17 protein-coding genes are annotated in these 17619 nt (G+C 63.5%); 3 read left to right on the top strand and 14 right to left on the bottom strand.

Annotated elements, in window-relative coordinates; genetic code table 11:
- Positions 1-195 precede the first annotated feature (195 nt).
- The gene (locus HMPREF3170_RS02930; protein WP_070477616.1) at positions 196-2091 is read left to right on the top strand and encodes an FAD/NAD(P)-binding protein; all 1896 of its coding nucleotides are present in this window, start codon (positions 196-198) and stop codon (positions 2089-2091) included.
- Here the strand turns inward: HMPREF3170_RS02930 and HMPREF3170_RS02925 are convergent.
- On the bottom strand, positions 2088-2723 hold the full coding sequence (locus HMPREF3170_RS02925) for a LuxR C-terminal-related transcriptional regulator (RefSeq protein WP_070477614.1): 636 nt from the start codon (positions 2721-2723) through the stop codon (positions 2088-2090). The genes HMPREF3170_RS02930 and HMPREF3170_RS02925 overlap by 4 nt on opposite strands.
- Complete coding sequence (locus HMPREF3170_RS02920) at positions 2720-3847, bottom strand: ATP-binding protein (RefSeq protein WP_070363030.1); 1128 nt, start codon at positions 3845-3847, stop codon at positions 2720-2722. Before HMPREF3170_RS02920 ends, HMPREF3170_RS02925 begins: the two co-directional genes overlap by 4 nt.
- A 111-nt stretch (positions 3848-3958) precedes the next feature.
- Here HMPREF3170_RS02920 and HMPREF3170_RS02915 point away from each other — a divergent pair, with 111 nt between their 5' ends.
- Positions 3959-5035 (top strand): PspC domain-containing protein, encoded by a 1077-nt coding sequence (locus HMPREF3170_RS02915; protein WP_070363031.1) that lies wholly within the window; start codon positions 3959-3961, stop codon positions 5033-5035.
- A 1-nt stretch (position 5036) separates the two neighbouring features.
- Here HMPREF3170_RS02915 and guaA read toward each other — a convergent pair whose 3' ends face one another.
- From guaA to guaB, 4 genes are all read right to left on the bottom strand, one after another.
- Positions 5037-6590 (bottom strand): glutamine-hydrolyzing GMP synthase, encoded by a 1554-nt coding sequence (gene guaA / locus HMPREF3170_RS02910; protein ID WP_083290814.1) that lies wholly within the window; start codon positions 6588-6590, stop codon positions 5037-5039.
- Positions 6591-6802: 212 nt separating this feature from the next.
- On the bottom strand, positions 6803-8095 hold the full coding sequence (locus HMPREF3170_RS02905) for a PAS domain-containing protein (RefSeq protein WP_070477610.1): 1293 nt from the start codon (positions 8093-8095) through the stop codon (positions 6803-6805).
- A gap of 24 nt (positions 8096-8119) precedes the next feature.
- Positions 8120-9274, bottom strand: a complete 1155-nt coding sequence (locus HMPREF3170_RS02900; RefSeq protein ID WP_070477608.1) for a GuaB3 family IMP dehydrogenase-related protein — start codon at positions 9272-9274, stop codon at positions 8120-8122.
- A 36-nt stretch (positions 9275-9310) separates the two neighbouring features.
- Positions 9311-10834, bottom strand: coding sequence for an IMP dehydrogenase (guaB, locus tag HMPREF3170_RS02895; RefSeq protein WP_070363035.1), 1524 nt, complete (start codon positions 10832-10834; stop codon positions 9311-9313).
- Positions 10835-10938: 104 nt separating this feature from the next.
- Here guaB and HMPREF3170_RS02890 point away from each other — a divergent pair, with 104 nt between their 5' ends.
- Positions 10939-11361: a DUF5319 domain-containing protein gene (locus HMPREF3170_RS02890; RefSeq protein WP_070363036.1), complete on the top strand. Its 423-nt coding sequence runs from the start codon at positions 10939-10941 to the stop codon at positions 11359-11361.
- Here the strand turns inward: HMPREF3170_RS02890 and HMPREF3170_RS02885 are convergent.
- The 8 genes from HMPREF3170_RS02885 to HMPREF3170_RS02850 all read right to left on the bottom strand — a co-directional run bounded on the left by HMPREF3170_RS02885 (position 11358) and on the right by HMPREF3170_RS02850 (position 17619).
- Entirely contained in the window at positions 11358-12116 is a 759-nt protein-coding gene (locus tag HMPREF3170_RS02885; protein WP_070477604.1) for a hypothetical protein, read from the bottom strand. The two genes, HMPREF3170_RS02890 and HMPREF3170_RS02885, sit on opposite strands and share 4 nt — an antisense overlap.
- On the bottom strand, positions 12113-12697 hold the full coding sequence (gene shbA, locus HMPREF3170_RS02880) for an RNA polymerase sigma factor ShbA (RefSeq protein ID WP_070477602.1): 585 nt from the start codon (positions 12695-12697) through the stop codon (positions 12113-12115). The genes HMPREF3170_RS02885 and shbA overlap by 4 nt, the downstream gene beginning before the upstream one ends.
- A gap of 136 nt (positions 12698-12833) precedes the next feature.
- Positions 12834-14444 (bottom strand): chaperonin GroEL, encoded by a 1611-nt coding sequence (groL, locus tag HMPREF3170_RS02875; protein ID WP_070477601.1) that lies wholly within the window; start codon positions 14442-14444, stop codon positions 12834-12836.
- 21 nt (positions 14445-14465) lie between these two features.
- Positions 14466-14765 carry a co-chaperone GroES gene (gene groES, locus HMPREF3170_RS02870; RefSeq protein ID WP_070363040.1) on the bottom strand — a complete coding sequence of 100 codons (300 nt, stop codon included), beginning with the start codon at positions 14763-14765 and terminating at the stop codon, positions 14466-14468.
- Between the two features lie 166 nt (positions 14766-14931).
- Positions 14932-15984 (bottom strand): tRNA (adenosine(37)-N6)-threonylcarbamoyltransferase complex transferase subunit TsaD, encoded by a 1053-nt coding sequence (gene tsaD, locus HMPREF3170_RS02865; protein WP_070477600.1) that lies wholly within the window; start codon positions 15982-15984, stop codon positions 14932-14934.
- The gene (gene rimI, locus HMPREF3170_RS02860; protein ID WP_070477599.1) at positions 15981-16454 is read right to left on the bottom strand and encodes a ribosomal protein S18-alanine N-acetyltransferase; all 474 of its coding nucleotides are present in this window, start codon (positions 16452-16454) and stop codon (positions 15981-15983) included. The genes tsaD and rimI overlap by 4 nt, the downstream gene beginning before the upstream one ends.
- A complete protein-coding gene (gene tsaB / locus HMPREF3170_RS02855) occupies positions 16451-17119 on the bottom strand; it encodes a tRNA (adenosine(37)-N6)-threonylcarbamoyltransferase complex dimerization subunit type 1 TsaB (RefSeq protein ID WP_070477597.1) in 669 nt (222 codons plus the stop codon). The genes rimI and tsaB overlap by 4 nt, the downstream gene beginning before the upstream one ends.
- Entirely contained in the window at positions 17119-17619 is a 501-nt protein-coding gene (locus tag HMPREF3170_RS02850; RefSeq protein ID WP_070363044.1) for a hypothetical protein, read from the bottom strand. Before HMPREF3170_RS02850 ends, tsaB begins: the two co-directional genes overlap by 1 nt.

Here is a 17619-nt window from a genome sequence, read left to right as displayed (position 1 = left end):
GTTTGTCCTGCACATGCGGTGCATAACCCGAGTAGCGTGGTAGCCGCAAGCAGCGCTCCGGCCTGCGTTCGACGTGTGTGCTTCACTGTTCTCCCTTCGATGAGCGATAACGCTAACACAGATTAGACGGAGCGGTCTCATACGTCTAGACTAAGCAGTCTAAACGGTCACTGTCGCAACAGGAAGGAACACACAGTGCAGCCAGCAATCGCCATCGTCGGCGCAGGTCCACGCGGCATTTCCATCATCGAACGCGTCGCCGCCACGCTCAACGAATCTAATTCCAACCAGCCGCTGACAATCCACCTCATCGACGACGCCCAGCACGGCGCCGGGCGCGTCTGGGACACCACACAAACCCACACGCTGTGCATGAACACGCTGGCCGGCGCCGTCACCCTCTTCACCGAACCCGGCGCGACCGTCACCGCCCCCGTACTCGAGGGCCCGACCATGTACGAGTGGATCCAGCTCCTGCGCGGCGAGCGCGACGCCGTGTCCGCCACCAAGCAATCACTTTTCGACGCCCACCCAACCCCCGACCACGTCACCGCCGACTTCGGCGCGGAGCTGGCTGCCACCCGCCCGGAGTCCAACCCATCCCGCGCGCTGTACGGCGAGTACCTCCACTGGGTCCTCACGGTCGCGCTGGCGCAGCTCCCCGAACACGTGACCGTCACCAACCACCGCTCCCGCGCGCAGCGCATCACCGCCGAGAACGGCCGCGACGCCATCACGCTTGAGGACGGCACCACCGTCCACGCCGACGCCACCGTGCTCGCCACGGGCTGGGTCGTCCCAGAGCACCCGGTGGCTTTCCGCGGGCACTGGATTCAGCCCGGCAACCCGGTGGAACAGGACGTCGACACGCTGGTCGCTGGCGAAACCGCAATCGTGCGCGGGCTTGGCATGGGCTTTTTCGACCTCATGGCGCTGAGCACCATCAACCGTGGCGGCCGCTTCGTGCCCGCAGACACCCGCTCCGGGCTGCGCTACGAACCCAGCGGCGCCGAGCCTCACCTCGTGGTCACCTCGGGTCGCGGCTACCCCTACCTGCCGAAATCCGAGTACCACTCGCTGCCGCCCAAGGCCGACCTCTCGCGACTGCGCGCCGCGATCGAGCAGCACAGCGACGCCACAACACTCAGCTTCGGCGAGCAGCTTTGGCCTGCCCTCATCCGCGACTCCTACGCCGCCTACTACACCACGCTTGCGCGCGTACGCCCCGACGCCCTGCGCATCCCGCTTGCGGACATCATCTCGCGCATCGACGCCGCACCACTCGCCGGCGCCGCCACTCGCACCAGCCTCCTGCCCTGCGCCCGCGCGCTCAACGACGCCCTTGCCGACGCCACCACCGAGCCCTTCGACATCTCCTACTGGATCGACCCCCTGGCCGGGTGTGACGGCCTCGACGCCGAGAGCCTGAACTGCGTCATCGCCGACGCCCTGGCCCGCGACATCGCCGAGGCCGTCGCCGCCCACGACTCCCCCATCAAGTCCGCCCTGTGGGTGATCTCCGCAGGCCGCAAACCGACCGCCATCGCCGTCGAGAACGGCCGTGGTACCCCGGAGGACCAGCGCGGCGCGCTCTCCGACTACATGGCGTTCGGCCAGATGGTCGGCTCCGGTCCTCCGATGTTCCGCTCCCGCGAGCTCCTCGCGCTTATCGACGCCGGCCTGGTCACCCTGCTCGGCCCAACCCCAACCGTCACGCAATCGGGCACACACTTCACGGCCACCAGCGCCGAGCGCACCGTCACCGCGGACACCCTCGCAGACGCCTTCCTGCCGTCCCCCAACATCACCCGCGCAGCCGACCCACTGACCGCGTCACTGTTGGAAAGCGAGCGCATCCGCCCCTTCGCGCCCTTCGGCACGCCCACTGGCTCCCCCGAAACCGACGCAGATACCCGCCGCACCATCCACCCCGACGGCACCCTGGACCCGCGCCTGCACATCGCAGGCATCCCCACCGGCAAGCAGTGGGCAGACACCACCATCTCCCCAATGCCCGGCACCGACCCGCGCATACTGCAGGAAACAGACAAAACCGCACAGTCGCTGCTGCGGCAGGTAGGTGTACGCTAGCCCAGGTCGCGCGCAACCGCCCACCGGGTCAACTGGTGGCGGTTCGAGGTCTGCGTCTTACGCAAAATACTCGACGCATGCGTCTCCACCGTCTTCACGGAAATGAACAGGCGCTGCGCGATCTCCTTGTACGTGTAGCCCCGCGCCAGCAGGCGCAGCACCTCGAGTTCGCGCCGGGTCAGCGAGTCCACCGCCGGGTCGTCCTCCTCGACGACAGGCCTGCTCGCAAACGCATCAAGCACGAACCCCGCCAGGCGCGGCGAGAAGTACGCGTCCCCGCCGCGTACCCGCTCGATGGCCTCCGTGAGCTCCGCGCCCGCGATGTTCTTGGTCACGTACCCGCGGGCGCCCGCGCGGATTAGGGCAATGACGTCTTCGGCGGCGTCGGACACGCTGAGCACCAAGTACGCCGGGCCGGGTGCACGCTTCAGCACTGCGAGGCCGCCGCCGTCGGGCATGTGGACGTCGAGAAGCACGACGTCGGGCTGTGTCTGCTCGATCCCTCGCACCGCCTCGGCGACCGTGCCAGCCTCACCGACGATGTCCAGCTGGCCGTCGCCTGCGGCAGCCAGTTCGGCCTTCACTCCGGCCCGAAACACCGAGTGGTCGTCTACGAGAAACACGCGCGTCATAGGTCTAACGCTAGTTCGATCTCGGAGCCATTGCCTATCGACGACACCACGTGCGCCTCTCCCCCAACCCGCTCAACCCGCCCCACGATGGAATCGCGCAGCCCGTGCCGGTCCGCCGGCACCGCCTCCGGGTCGAAGCCGGCACCCCGGTCGCGCACGAACACCTCGAGCCTGCCCGCGAGGTGCTCCGCGTAGACGTCGATCGTGTCCACCCCCGCATGCTTTGCGGCGTTGACCATCGCCTCCCGGGCGGCGAGCACGACCGCTTCGGTGCGCTTGTCGAAAGGAAAGTCGTCTCCCACCGTGACCGGTTGAATCACGACCCCATAGGCGTCCTCCACCTCGCCAGCAGCCTTGCGCAACGCGGCGAAGGTGGTGGTGTGGTTGGACACGGTATCGTCGAACAGCCAGGCGCGAAGCTCACGCTCCTGGCCACGGGCAAGCCGAACCACCTCGTCCGGGTCACCCGCCTGGCGCTGAATCAGCGCCAAGGTCTGCAGCACCGAGTCATGCAAGCGGGAGGCGATCTCCGCGCGCTGGTCCGCCACCGCCTTCTGTTCACGCTCCGCGACGAGCGAGTTCGCCAACTTCGTAATCAACGGCACCACCAGCACCGCCACCCCCAGCACCGTCACCAGCACAGAGACAACCACACCGGCGACCCCGCTGCTTTCCCCCATCAGCGCTACCGCCAGCACCCCACCCATCACGAGCAGCGCTCCCAAGGACAGCGCCGCGAGGTTCTTCCATGAGGCCGTACCGCGGTCGTAGGCCTGCAACGCGATAATCGCACCCACTATGAGTACGCCAACCACGAACAGCACAGCCGATCCAACACCCGAGGAGCCCTGCAAGGACAGCAGCGCGCCCACAAACCCCACCAACACGAGGAAAACATCCAGCGCTCCAGGACGCTGCCGAGGCTCGGTGCTCTCGGCAACCGGGGTGAACATCCACAAGCCCGAGTACAGTAACGCCCCCAGCCCACCGGCGAAACTGGCGACAACAAAAAACAGCCGCACCCACCGCACATCCACCCCAAGGTGTCCCGCCACGCCAGAAGCCACACCCGCAATGACGCGGCGGGACGGGTCCCGGGTCAGCCGGGGATACAAAGCAGACATGCACTCATCTTTACACGCACAGTTCCTTGGGCACATCGGGGTAAACCCTGAAATCAAAAATCAGGGTCATTCCCGATACCGCCCGCGGGCCCACCACGGGACAATAAAGACATGGAAACCAACACACTGAAGCGCATGTGGGAGACCCGCCCACCCCGCATCCCAAAGGACCAGGGCGGCAAGGCTGCCATCGGCGGCGTCTGCGAAGGCATCGGCGCCCGCTACCAAATCGACCCGACACTGATCCGCGTTATCTTCGTAGCACTTGCACTCATATTCGGTGGTGGCCTCTTCCTCTACCTGCTGTGCTGGATCAACATGCCACGCTTCGGCATGACCCGCAGCCCGTGGAACGCAATTATCACGCCGAAAGAACAACTCACCGAACCGGAGAAGAAGGACCGCAGCACCGGTTGGTGGCTGCTGCTTGGCCTAGTGGTCTTCTTCCCATCTGTCTCAGCCGCAGGCGATCTCAACGGGGTGCTCGTTACGTTCGTGTTGTTCTCGCTCGGCTGGTACCTCGCTCACCAGCGCCGACCCGAGCCCCCGGCAGGACTGCTGGCAATGAACCCCGAGGAGGCGCCGACAAGCGAAGGCCCCACCGTGGACACCTCGCACCTCACCGTGTCCGAAGGCTACGAGCATCCTGGCACGCCACCCGCGTGGGACCCGCTCGGCGCGGCACCCGGGCTGTGGCACCTACCCGAACCAACCGAGCCAGCGCCGGAGCGTGCGCGACCAAAGAAGCGCTACTGGCTGTGGATCCCCGTCACGCTGGTGCTGACAACGGCAACAGTGTTTGCGCTGGGGGCCACCAGCGAAGTGCGACTTGGCAATTACAGCCGCTTCGGCAGCGCGTACATCACCGTGTACGACGTCGACGAGCTACCAGACCCAATGGGCACCCCCGACTTCATCGGCGAGTCCTACATCGACTTCACCGATCTCGAACCGCTGAGTGAGCCGAAAACGGTCAACATTGCGAACAACATCGGCAGCACCGATATCATCCTGCCGGAAAACGTCCCCGTCGACATCAACTGCAAGGTGAACATCGGCGAGGCCGCATGCCCCGAAGAACGACAAAACGCGAACACAGACAGCGCACTACTCACGATTAACGTGTCGCAGCGCGTCGGATCCGTGTCCGCGTACTACGCCCGCGAGGACGCGGGCGAAAGAAACTGACTTACTCCCACTCGATGGTGGCCGGCGGCTTGGAGGTCACGTCCAGCACCACGCGGTTGACATCCGCCACCTCGTTGGTGATGCGGGTCGAGATGACCTCCAGCGTCTCGTACGGGATGCGTACCCAGTCCGCGGTCATCGCGTCCTCAGATGCGACAGGGCGCAGCACAATTGGGTGGCCGTAGGTGCGGCCATCGCCCTGCACACCAACCGAACGCACATCGGCCAGCAGCACAACCGGGCACTGCCAAATCTGGTCATCCAGTCCAGCCTTGGTCAGCTCCTCGCGAGCAATCGCGTCAGCAGCGCGCAGGGTTTCCAGGCGCTCCTCGGTGACCTCACCGATGATCCGGATGCCCAGGCCCGGGCCCGGGAACGGCTGACGGTTCACGATCACCTCAGGCAGGCCCAGCTCGCGGCCGACCGCGCGGACCTCGTCCTTAAACAGCAGACGAAGCGGCTCGACCAGCTCGAACTCGACGTCGTCCGGCAGGCCGCCGACGTTGTGGTGGCTCTTAATGTTCGCGGTGCCGGCGCCGCCGCCAGACTCCACGACGTCTGGGTACAGCGTGCCCTGCACCAGGTAATCAACCTTGTGGTCCGACAACACATCAGCCACAGCGCGCTCGAAGGAACGGATGAACTCCGCACCGATCGCCTTGCGCTTGGCCTCCGGCTCGGTCACACCAGACAACTTGTCCAGGAAGGCCTTGCGCTCGTCCACGGTGACCAGCTTCGCGCCGGTCGCGGCGACGAAGTCCTTCTCCACCTGCTCGCGCTCACCCTGACGCAGCAGGCCGTGGTCCACGAACACACAGGTCAGGCGGTCCCCGATCGCACGCTGCACCAGCGCCGCAGCAACAGCCGAGTCCACACCACCGGACAGACCACAGATGGCGTAGCCGTCCCCAACCTGGGTGCGAACCTGCTCAATGAGCTGCTCCGCAATATTGGATGCCGTCCAGTTCTGCTCCAGACCAGCAATCTCGGTGAGGAAGCGCGTCAGCACCTCCTGGCCGTGCGGCGAGTGCATCACCTCCGGGTGGTACTGCACACCGGCGAACTTGCGCTCCACGTTCTCGAACGCGGCGACCGGCGCACCCTTCGAAGACGCGGTGACCTCGAAGCCCTCCGGAGCCTGCGTCACCGAATCGCCGTGGCTCATCCACACCTTGTGCTCCTCCGGCAAGTCGGCGTGCAGCACGCCGCCCTTGACGTTCATCGCCGTGCGGCCGTACTCACGGGCGCCGGTCTGCTCAACCTTGCCGCCGAGCGCCTGCGTCATCACCTGGAAGCCGTAGCAGATGCCGAAGATCGGAATCCCCAACTCGAAAATCTCAGGGTCCAACTGCGGGGCGCCATCCTCATACACGGACGACGGGCCGCCGGACAGGACAAGCGCCAGCGGCTGCTTCTCCTTCACCTCCGCAGCGGAGATCGTGGACGGAACGACTTCGGAAAACACGTGCGCCTCACGCACACGACGCGCAATGAGCTGCGCGTACTGCGCACCGAAATCAACAACAAGAACAGGGCGAGTTTGAGCTGTAGTCACGCACCAAATCTTAACCTACGCAGCACCTAATGTGTACGTGAGCCCGATGACAGTGTCCTGCGCACCACATTCCCGCGCGCACAATTCGGGACCTGGGGAAACGCCAATGCACCCGGCCGAAATACTGGAATCTGGTGCGGGAATCCCTTCGAAACAACAAAACACCACCCGCTTGGCGGGTGGTGTCTTCAGCGTTGCGACGTTACAACAGACTACTTCAGCAGCGCGCGCAGGTTCTCCAGCGCATCGTGTACCCCGTCAATCGCCGGGTCGGAGCCCAGCTTCTGCGAGGAAGCGTGCAGGCGCTCGATAGAGTTATCAGCAGCCTGGATAGCGCGGTGCACCTGAGCAACAAGCGGCTCGATGTTCTCGCCGAACGGCTCCTGCGCCGTGGTCTGGGACCAGCGACGAATCATCTCGAGCGGCATCTTGGTCAGCTCGGAAATCGAGTTCACCTTCAGGTCCACGCGGTTCGCCAGGGAGGAGTGCAGGAAGACTGCGTCGTCCATCTGCTTCACGTCCACCTCGAGGGCGTCGAACAGCATAGAGAGCACCTCGCCGCGGTTCGCCTCAAGGGAGAAAATCGCGGTCTGCGCAGTATGCAGACGAGCCAGCGCAATCGCCATACGCGCGGACGCCGCCTTCTTCGCCAACTCGCCAGCCACCTCGTTGAGTGACTGCGCGTTCTCGTCGATGATGCCACGCATCGTTGCCCACACCTGCAGCGGTGCAAGCAACAGCGTACGGGCAGCGCCCTCCGCCATGACGTTTTCCATCTCGCCCTTCACACTGTTGGTCACAGCGTTTTCTTCCACCAAAGTCTGGCTGGCCTTTGCCAGTTCTTCGGCGGCTTCCTTAATGGAGGACTGGATTTCCATGAAGCGGTCCAGCTCGCGGTAGAGGCGCTTAGTGGCCTCGTACACCTCGCCGGTGCCCTCTGGAAGGTCGAAGCCCGCTTCCTCACGCGCCAGCACCTCGGCCGGCAGCGCTTCGGCAACGAAGGCGTCGTAATCAGGCACAAGCTCCTGCAGCTTGTCCAAGCCAAGCTCTGCACGGCGGCGACGGCCAACGCCCTCGTGGCGCGCCTTCCACTCAACGTCGTTCACCGCTTGGTACACGTCGCCGACGACCTTGAACAGTTCGGTCATCGGGCGGGTGCGCACCGAGAGGTAGTCGCCATTTGGCAGAGGCGTCACGGTAGCAAACACGTCGTACGCAGAGCCGCTCTTTGCGCGGTTACGGACATAGCCTGCGAACGGTCGGCCGTCCTCAATGACGTCCCACATCAGCTTGAACGCGCCACCAGGCATCTCAATATGGCGAATGAGATTGTGTGGCTTCCCGATCATCTCGACTTCGGGATACTGCGCGTAGTGAATAAAGACCTCATTGACATGGGTCATAATGCCCTTGCTGTCCGTCACCGAGAAGAAGATGTGGTTGACATCAACCTCGTGGTGTGGGCCGTCAGGGGCATCTCGTTTAATAACTACTTCGTAGGCCATATTCGATATATTAGGTCAATCTGTTTACGGGCGGACGGTCACGTCGACCTTTTGGAACGACTTGAGATCAGTGTACCCACATTTCGCCATAATACGGCGCAAACCGCCCACTAAGTTCGTGGCAGCGCCCGAATCGCTCGATGGACCGAACAAAATCTCAGACAGCGGAAGACGATCGCCGAACTCCCAGTTGGCAACCTCGCCGCGCGGGAAGCGCGGGTGCGCAGCCGCCGGTTCCCAATACGCGCCGCCAGCAGCGGCCTCGTTCGCCTTCGCAAACAGACTGCCTACCATGACGGCGTCGGCGCCCATGGCGAGTGCCAACGCGATGTCCCCGGCGTTCGACGGTGCCGAATCAGCGATGACGTGGACATAACGGCCACCGGTCTCGTCCAAGTAGTCGCGGCGAGCTGCAGCCACGTCAGCAATCGCAGTTGCGAGAGGAACGTCCAGCGCCAGGCCGGAAGAGGAGCGACCCGAACCAACAATCACGCCGGCTGCGCCAGCACGCATCAGGTGCGTGGCCGTCGTGTAGTCGAAGACACCACCTGCGATGACCGGAACGTCGAGGGAGCCGATGAACTCCTTCAAGTTCAGCGGTTCCCCACCGGGCTGCACGTGCTCGGCGGAAATCAACGTACCCTGCACGAACAGGATCTCTGCACCGGCCTTGATCACTGCAGGGGCAAGCTCGCGCACGTTCTGCGGGCTCACGCGCACAGCGATGGTCGCGCCCGACGCGCGGACCTGCGCAATGCGCTCACTCAACACGTCCAAATTAATTGGCGCCTGATGGAGTTTCTGCAGCGTCGCCGTAGCCTTGGCAATCTTGCTAGGAATCTCGTGGTAGTTCTCCTGCTCGAGGTCCTTGGGATTTGGCGCCTGTCCGCAGACCTCGTTGATCGCCTCTTCGAAGTTCGCGTGGCGGCCCAGGATGCCCTCGGCGTTGAGCACCGCAAGTCCACCCTGCTTACCCATCTCGATGGCGAACTCGGGGCTCGCCAGGGCATCGGTCGGGTGGGATACGAGCGGCATGTCAAAGGAGTAGGCGTCGATGTGCCACTCCGTGTTGACGTCCTTCGACGAGCGGGTGCGCCGCGTCGGAACCAGGGTCAGATCGTCAAGGTCGTAGGCCTTGCGGGCTTCGCGTCCGATGCCAATTTCTACATATTCACGCATGTCAGGTTCTCTCCTTCAGGAGCCAGTCAGAAAGGATTAGTTGTGGTAGTTCGGCGCTGCAACCGTTTGCGTGATGTCATGCGGGTGCGATTCGCGCAAGCCAGCCGTGGTGATTTGGACGAACTGCTTCGTCTGCAGTTCTGCGATCGAGGCGGAGCCGGTGTAGCCCATCGCGGCGCGCAGACCACCGACGATCTGGTGGGTGATGGCGTCGATATCTCCGCGGAACGGAACGCGGCCCTCGACGCCCTCCGGCACCAGCTTGTCTTCGCTGGTGACGTCTGCCTGGAAGTAGCGGTCCTTGGAGAAGGAACGCTTCTCGCCGGTCAGGCCACGGCCCTGCATTGCGCCCATCGAGCCCATGCCGCGGTAGCGCTTATACTGCTTACCCCCAACAACCACAACGTCACCGGGTGCCTCAGTGGTGCCTGCGAGCATGGAGCCGAGCATGACGGTCGATGCGCCAGCCGCGAGCGCCTTAGCAACGTCGCCGGAGAACTGCATGCCACCGTCTGCGATGATCGGTACCCCGGCCTTGTGCGCAGGTACGGAAGCCTCCAGGATGGAGGTGATCTGTGGTGCGCCGACGCCCGCAACAACGCGGGTGGTACAAATGGAGCCAGGACCGATGCCAACCTTGATCGCGTCCGCGCCGGCGTCAATCATCGCCTGTGCAGCCTCGCGCGTTGCCAGGTTGCCGCCGACGACGTCAACGCGGTCGCCGAAGTCCTTCTTCACACGGGACACCATCTCCAGCACGCGGTTGTTATGTGCGTGCGCAGAGTCGACGACGAGGGCGTCGACACCCGCCTCAACGAGCAGCGCGGCACGCTCGTAGGACTCTTCACCAGTGCCGATACCAGCGGCAACAAGCAGACGGCCGTTCGAGTCCTTCGACGCGTTCGGGTACTGCTCGCTCTTCACGAAGTCCTTCACCGTGATCAGGCCAACCAGCTTGCCTGCCTTGTCCACGATCGGCAGCTTCTCCACCTTGTTCGCCGACAGCAGCGCAAGTGCCTCCTGCTTATCGACGCCCTCATCCGCCACAACCAGCGGCATCGGTGTCATCACCTCTGCGACCTTGCGGTCGTAGTCCGGCTCGAAGCGCATATCGCGGTTGGTGATGATGCCCACCAGGCGCTCGTCGGCGTCGATCACCGGCAGGCCCGAGATGTGGAAACGGCCGCACAGCGCGTCGACGTCACGAATCGTCATGTCTGGTGTGGCGGTCACCGGGTTGGTGACCATGCCGGACTCAGAACGCTTTACGATGTCAACCTGCTCCGCCTGGTCCTGAGCGCTCAGGTTACGGTGGAGCACGCCAATGCCACCCTGGCGCGCCATCGCGATCGCCATCCGCGACTCCGTGACCGTATCCATCGCAGCCGATGCGATCGGGATACCCAGCTTGATGTTGCGGCTGAACTGCGAGCTCGTGCTCACTTCGGCCGGCACAATGTGAGACTCGGCTGGCAGCAGCAGCACATCATCAAAGGTCAAGCCCCGCAGTGCAACCTTGTGCGGGTCATCCCCACCTGTAAGAACTCGCTCGTTTGCCATTGACAACTTCTCCTTCCGCGCGCGGTGTACCCGACATTGGTTTTCAGCCATGATATAACGTCGCGCGACACGACACACAGCGGCGTCGAAAAATCCCAACGCACATGGCTAATTGGCCTTGCTACTCCCCACACAATAGGCTGATCGGTGTGAATTACGACGACATGATGCCACTCGACCCGTTCGCAAACGACCCGAACGACCCGGCATCGTTCATCGAGGACGACGAACAGCCGGAGCCCTTAAGCAGCGAGGAGCGGCAGGCGATCATTCACGACCTCGCCCACGTCCGCGACGCACAACGTATCCTGCGCCCCCGCGGCATCCTTGGGATCTTCTTCATGTGTGAAGACTGCGAGCAGACGCACTACTACGACTGGGACATCATGGAGCAAAACATGATCTCCACGCTCAACAACGCGCTGCCGCCCGTCCACGAACCAAGCGCTAACCCGGACGTCAACGCCTATGTCACGTGGGATTACGCGCTGGGGTACATGGACGGCATCGAGTCCGCCGGGCGCTAGTGCTGCGGCGAGGCTGACGCCGAGGGCTCAACCGGCTTGGGGGAGGTCGTCGCCACTGGCGATTCCGGCGCGGCGTCCTTGCCTGTAGTAGCCGACACGTGCGCACCGCTCGGTTCCGCACTCACTGTCGGCTGCGCGGAGGAATGCTGCTCGACGGCAGGCTGCTCCGTGACCACCTGCGTCACCGTCACCGGTTCGCGCGGCTCAGGTGTCACCGTCACAGTCACGGTGCGCGTCACCGTCACCTCAGGGATTGTCGACGCCACCGTGGGCTCAGACCCTTGCGTCTTCTTCGCATCCATGGAGTCAAGCAACGCCTTGGCCTGCAGCACCAGGGCACGCACAGCGTCGCCGTTACCCTCATCGCTGGCTACTTCCATCTCGTCGAGCGTGCTCGCAAGCTCCATGACCGACGCACGCTCCCCAAACACGGTTGAGGCTACTGGCCACAGAGGGGAATCAGGAGTCGCGTTGTACAACACTGCCCCACTTCCAGCAACGATTGCGGTGGCTGCTGCCGCGCCCACAAGCCCACTGAGCCACGGGTTCATCTGCTTGCGCGCAGGCGCCGCCACGGGCGCTATGTATGGCGGCTCCGGCATCGGACGCTCGACGTCCTCGCGCAGCGCACCCATCAGGCCCAAAAGCGGATCGGTGCCGTCGCTAGGGTCCTCTCCACGTGACGCTTTGGTCAACAGGGCGTCATCCGCCAACAGCTCATCAAACTGCGGGATACGGTGAGCATCACGTGTCATTTCGCAGACTCCTCTTCTTCAAGGGCCTCACGCAGGCGAGCCAGGGCACGGTGCTGTGAGACACGAACCGACCCAGCTGTCCCGCCAACAATCTCTGCTGTTTCTTCCGCCGAAAGGCCAACAAATACGCGAAGAATAATGATATTTCGCGCTTTCTCATTGAGTACATCGAGCAGCTCGCGCATTTTGTTACTCGCGTCGACATCCAGCGCATATCCCTCTGGATCCGCCTCTTGCGATACCCCATCGGGGATATCTTCGGTGGGCAGCATTCGGTCTCGCGCATAGCTGCGGTGCGCATCCGTCACCTTATTAAATGCAATCCCGTACACGAATGCCATGAATGGCTTGCCCTGGTCCTTATAGGTACTGAGCGCCTTGACTACCGCAAAGCACACGTCCTGAGTGACGTCTTCCGGGGTCGGGGTGCGCCCACCGCCAATGCGGGCGCGGGCGTAGCGCAGCACAAATGGATAAATGAGCGCCACGACGCGCTGCGTCGCCCGATCATCACCGGACTGTGCAGCAGGCAGCAGTTGCGCAAGCTGCGCATTCACGTCATCAGTATCTATACCGCTCATACGCGACGCCCGACTCCTTTCCAGTATCGCCTAAGGGTACAGCGCCGAGCATGCCATTCCCAAAGCCTGACCCATCAGGCACGCAAAAGCCCGAACGGCATGTATCCGTCCGGGCTCCCCTCGTCACAAACACTAATTAGTGCGCGTGACCGTGTGCGTGTTCCTCAACTTCTTCCGGCTTGTTCACCACAGAAACCTCCGTGGTCAGCACCATGCGGGCTACCGAGCAAGCGTTGACAACAGCGGAGTGTGTCACCTTCACAGGGTCAATGATGCCCTGCTCAACCAGGTTGCCGTACTCCATCGTTGCGGCGTTGAAGCCTTCGTCGTTCGCCATGTCTGCGATCTTCGACACAACAACTGAGCCGTCCAGCCCAGCGTTGTCCGCAATCCAGAACGCCGGCTTCACCAGCGCGCGGGCAACCGCCAACACGCCAGTCTTCTGCTCGCCCTCGAAGGTCTCCGCGTATTCCTCCAGGTCGCGTGCGATCTGGACCAGTGCGGAACCGCCACCGGCGATGATGCCCTCTTCGACTGCCGCGCGGGCAGCGTTGATGGCGTCCTCGACGCGCAGCTTGCGCTCGTTGACCTCGGTCTCAGTCGCGGCACCGACGCGGATGACGGCGACGCCACCCGACAGCTTCGCCAGGCGCTCCTCCATCTTCTCCTTGTCCCAGGTGGAGTCCGTCGCCTCGATGTCGCGGCGGATCTGGTTGCGACGCTCCTCGACGTCCTCAGCGGAACCGGCGCCGTCGACAAGCACGGTGTCGTCCTTGGTCACGGTGACGCGGCGCACCGAGCCAAGGTCATCCAGCGTGGCGTCCTTGAGCGCCATGCCAACCTCAGGGTCGATGACCGTCGCATTGGTCACTACAGCCAAATCATCCATAAAGGCCTTGCGGCGCTCGCCGAAGTACGGCGACTTCACGGCGACAACCTTCAGGGACTTGCGCAGCGTGTTCACCACGAGCGTCTGCAGCGGCTCACCGTCGACGTCCTCGGCGATGATCAGCAGCGGGACGGATGCCTCCGCAACCTTTTCCAGCAGCGGAAGGAAGTCCGGCAGCGAGGAAATCTTGTTACGGACCAGCAGCACGCGGGCGTTTTCCAGCACCGCCTGGCCGGCGTCAGGGTCCGTCATAAAGTACGGCGAGAGGAAGCCCTTGTCGAAGGAGACACCCTCGGTGACGTCGACGAACGAGTCGATCGTCTGGGACTCCTCGACGGTGACGACGCCGTCCTTGCCGACCTTGTCCATCGCACCGGCAACCATCTCGCCGACCTCAGGGTCGCGGGAGGAAACGGTGGCAACGTTGGCGATCTCGGCGGACGAAGAAACCTCCGTCGCACGCGACTTCAGCTCCTCGATGACCTTCTCGGCCGCAGCCTGGATGCCCTTGTTGAGCTGGATCGGGTTCGCACCAGCAGCGACGTTGCGCAGCCCCTCGGTGACCAGCGCCTGCGCGAGCAGCGTCGCGGTCGTGGTGCCGTCACCGGCGATGTCGTTCGTCTTCACTGCGACGGATTTCACCAGCTGCGCACCGAGGTTCTCAAACGGCTCCTCGAGGTCGATGTCGCGGGCGATCGTCACACCGTCGTTGGTAACGGTCGGGCCACCCCACGACTTCGAAAGCACAACGTTTCGGCCACGCGGGCCAAGAGTGACCTTGACGGTATCCGCCAAAGTGTCAACGCCCTTCTTGATGCCTTCGCGGGCCTCCTGATGAAATGCAATAAGTTTTGCCATTGGTGGCTACGCCCCCTTCAATTACTTTTCGACGACGGCCAGCAGGTCGCGAGCGGAAAGCAGCAAGTACTCTTCACCGTTGTACTTCAGCTCGGTGCCGCCGTACTTGGAGAAGATCACGGTGTCGCCCTCGTTGACGTCGACAGCAATGCGCTTGCCCTGCTCATCCAAGCGGCCAGGGCCGACAGCGATAACAACTGCCTCCTGTGGCTTCTCAGCAGCGGAATCAGGGATAACCAGGCCGGATGCCGTCGTGGTCTCCGCCTCAGCGATCTGTACCAGAACCTTGTCTTCCAGTGGCTTGATGTTGACGTTTGCCATGATCTGAACGCCTTCCTTCAATGTTGTATCTATCAGTTCAGTAGTTTTGCGGTTATTTGAAGGCCCAGCCGTCGTCGCGGGTGTACAACTGCGCTCTCCACAACCTTGTTAGCACTCTACCCCTGCGAGTGCTAACACTCAACATTGTGACGACACTCACCAATCTTTACTGGTGAACGAGCGGGATCTCCACTTCCAACGACGTATCCGTCGCCACGGACAGCTCCGAAGGCTTGGCCCCCTCATGGATGAGCTGGCCCGCCAACGCCGCGATCATCACGCCGTTATCGGTGCACAGCCCGAAGCGCGGTACACGCAGCTCCACGCCAGCCTTCTCGCAACGTTCTTGGGCAAGTCCTCGCAGGCGACTGTTCGCCGCCACCCCGCCGCCGAGCAACAGCGTCTTCGCACCGGTCTCCTCCAGTGCCAGCAGCGCCTTGCGCACGAGCACGTCACACACCGCCTCCTGGAACGACGCGCACACGTCCTCCACGTTGACCACCCAGCCTTCGCGCTCCGCCTTTTCCACGTAGCGCGCCACGGCAGTCTTCAAGCCGGAGAACGAGAAGTCGAAGCGGTGCTCGCCCCGCAGATCGTCGGCCTTACTGAGCGCGCGCGGGAACGGAATCGCATCCGGGTTACCCTTCGCCGCCAAGCGGTCGATGACCGGGCCGCCCGGGTAGCCAAGCCCAAGCAGGCGCGAGACCTTGTCGTAGGCCTCGCCGGCGGCGTCATCAAGGGTGGAGCCAAGCTCGCGCATCGGCTTGCCAACGGCCTCAACCTCCAACAACTGCGTATGCCCACCAGAGACCAGCAGTGCCACCGAGTGCGGAAGCCGCTCCTGGCCTTCCAGGTTCGCCACCGCCACGTGCCCACCCAAGTGGTTCACGGCGTAAAACGGCACACCCCACGCCACCGCGTAGGCCTTCGCAGCGGACGCGCCAACGAGCAGCGCACCGGCAAGACCAGGCCCGATCGTCGCCGCGACCACGTCCGGGGCATCGATACCGGCCTCTTCCAGTGCCGCGGCCATCACTTGCGGCATCGCCTCAAGGTGGGCACGCGACGCGATCTCGGGCACCACGCCACCGAAGCGTGCGTGCTGCTCCATCGAAGACGCCACCTGGTTCGCAAGGATCTCCATGGTGCCGTCGGAGTGGACGTCGACAATGCCAACGGCCGTCTCGTCGCATGAGGACTCAATCCCGGCAACAATCATGCCTGCTCCCTTTCGATCTTCCGCGGACGCATCATGGAAAACGCGTCCGCGCCAGAAGGTTGATAGTAATTCTTTCGGGTGCCAACCACGGAAAAGCCGTAGCGCTCGTACATGCCAAGCGCCGCGGAGTTGTCGGTGCGCACCTCGAGGAACATCGGGCCGTCGAGAAGGTCGGCGGTGTGGACGAGCTGGTCCATCAGCTCCCTGCCCACCCCGCGGCGCTGCACCTCGGGCGCGACGCCGATGGTGTGAATTTCGAACTCCGGGTCGTTGCGCGGCCCCAGCATCGCAAGGCCCGCATACCCCAGCAGTGCGCCCTTGTCGTCGAAAGCACCGATGTAAAACGTGTACGGCTGCGCGAACTGCGTCAGCAGCACCTCCCGCGACCACGGGGTCTCGCCAGCGAACAGCACCGCTTCCAGCGCCGCGACTGCGTCCGCGTCGCTGGGCGTGAGCTCCCGGATATTCACAGTTTGATGTCCGGCAGCGCAGCAGAGCGCGGGCGCGGCTTCGGCGGGACTGCGTCCGGGCGGCGCAAGTACAGCGGTGTGAGTGGCTCCGGCGTATCCGATGGATCGCACGCAGCCAGCAGACCGCGCACCCCCGGCGCGAGATCGTGTACCTCACCAGCCGCGACAGTCACAGTCTCACGCAGCGCTTCCGGGACGACGAGCATGTCAACGGCGTCACCCTCAACGTCGATCGCTCTGGCTGCGCTGACGTGTGGGCCGTCGACGCGCTGTCCGTCACGGTAGAGGCTCCAGTACACCTCGCGGCGGCGCGCATCAGTGACCACTAGCACGCTTTTCCCGGTGGTGTCCCCGGCTTCCGCGGCGATGGCGTCGTGGGTGCAGACCCCGTACACCGGCACACCCAGCGCCTGCCCGAAGGCGGACGCGGTGGCCATGCCTACGCGAAGCCCCGTAAACGGGCCAGGCCCCACGCCAACGACGACGGCTTCGAGCGCACCGTAGGTGCAGCCCGCTTCCGCCAGTAGTTCGTTGACAGTGGGGACCAAAAGTTCGTTATGCGAGCGGGTTCTGATTACCCGCTGTGCATCCACGCGGCGCGACTGTTGCTCGCCCACGCCGACAACGAGGTCGTGCGTGGCTGTATCGAGCGCCAGCGTCAGCATTAAGCCGCTACTCCCATGACCCAGCCGTTACCGTCCTTGTGGAACGGCAGCGGCGTATTCATTGGGAACATCTCCGACTGCGGGATGGAGCAGATGTTCACCTTGGAAAGCTCCACCTTGTCCAGGTCGATCTCCGCGTTCTGGTCCTCGTCGAACAGCAGCATGTAACCCCAGTCGCCGGAGAAATCGAAGCGGTCCTGGTCAAGGTTCAGCGCCTGCAGCTTGCTCAGCAGCAGCTGGTCCGGCTCGTTCGGGCACAGCGTGGTGAACCCGATGTAGTCCTTGTCGTAGACGCGAGTCAGGTCGATGAGCTGGCCCGCAACGGCTTCACCACCAGGCTTGACCTCTTCAAGGGAGCGGGAAAGAGAATTCGTTGGCGTCGCAGCCGCCATTGGGGACGGCTTGGTCAGTGGGATGAAAATGAGAGCAACGAGCACAATCACCCACAGTGCACACGCAATAGCGACCCAACCACGGCTAGTATTGTTCAGCTTCAGCAT

The sequence above is a fragment of the Corynebacterium sp. HMSC08D02 genome, from assembly GCF_001807505.1.
In the GTDB taxonomy this organism is placed as follows: Bacteria; Actinomycetota; Actinomycetes; order Mycobacteriales; family Mycobacteriaceae; genus Corynebacterium; species Corynebacterium pseudogenitalium.
This window is presented reverse-complemented; position numbering and strand designations above follow the sequence as displayed.

Bases quoted from the DNA above. Each gene is read 5' to 3' on its own strand.
- HMPREF3170_RS02925 (WP_070477614.1), bottom strand. From the start codon at position 2,723: ATGACGCGCGTGTTTCTCGTAGACGACCACTCGGTGTTTCGGGCCGGA.
- HMPREF3170_RS02920 (WP_070363030.1), bottom strand. From the start codon at position 3,847: ATGTCTGCTTTGTATCCCCGGCTGACCCGGGACCCGTCCCGCCGCGTC.
- HMPREF3170_RS02915 (WP_070363031.1), top strand. From the start codon at position 3,959: ATGGAAACCAACACACTGAAGCGCATGTGGGAGACCCGCCCACCCCGC.
- HMPREF3170_RS02905 (WP_070477610.1), bottom strand. From the start codon at position 8,095: ATGGCCTACGAAGTAGTTATTAAACGAGATGCCCCTGACGGCCCACAC.
- HMPREF3170_RS02900 (WP_070477608.1), bottom strand. From the start codon at position 9,274: ATGCGTGAATATGTAGAAATTGGCATCGGACGCGAAGCCCGCAAGGCC.
- guaB (WP_070363035.1), bottom strand. From the start codon at position 10,834: ATGGCAAACGAGCGAGTTCTTACAGGTGGGGATGACCCGCACAAGGTT.
- HMPREF3170_RS02890 (WP_070363036.1), top strand. From the start codon at position 10,939: ATGGCTAATTGGCCTTGCTACTCCCCACACAATAGGCTGATCGGTGTG.
- HMPREF3170_RS02885 (WP_070477604.1), bottom strand. From the start codon at position 12,116: ATGACACGTGATGCTCACCGTATCCCGCAGTTTGATGAGCTGTTGGCG.
- shbA (WP_070477602.1), bottom strand. From the start codon at position 12,697: ATGAGCGGTATAGATACTGATGACGTGAATGCGCAGCTTGCGCAACTG.
- groL (WP_070477601.1), bottom strand. From the start codon at position 14,444: ATGGCAAAACTTATTGCATTTCATCAGGAGGCCCGCGAAGGCATCAAG.
- groES (WP_070363040.1), bottom strand. From the start codon at position 14,765: ATGGCAAACGTCAACATCAAGCCACTGGAAGACAAGGTTCTGGTACAG.
- tsaD (WP_070477600.1), bottom strand. From the start codon at position 15,984: ATGATTGTTGCCGGGATTGAGTCCTCATGCGACGAGACGGCCGTTGGC.
- tsaB (WP_070477597.1), bottom strand. From the start codon at position 17,119: ATGCTGACGCTGGCGCTCGATACAGCCACGCACGACCTCGTTGTCGGC.
- HMPREF3170_RS02850 (WP_070363044.1), bottom strand. From the start codon at position 17,619: ATGCTGAAGCTGAACAATACTAGCCGTGGTTGGGTCGCTATTGCGTGT.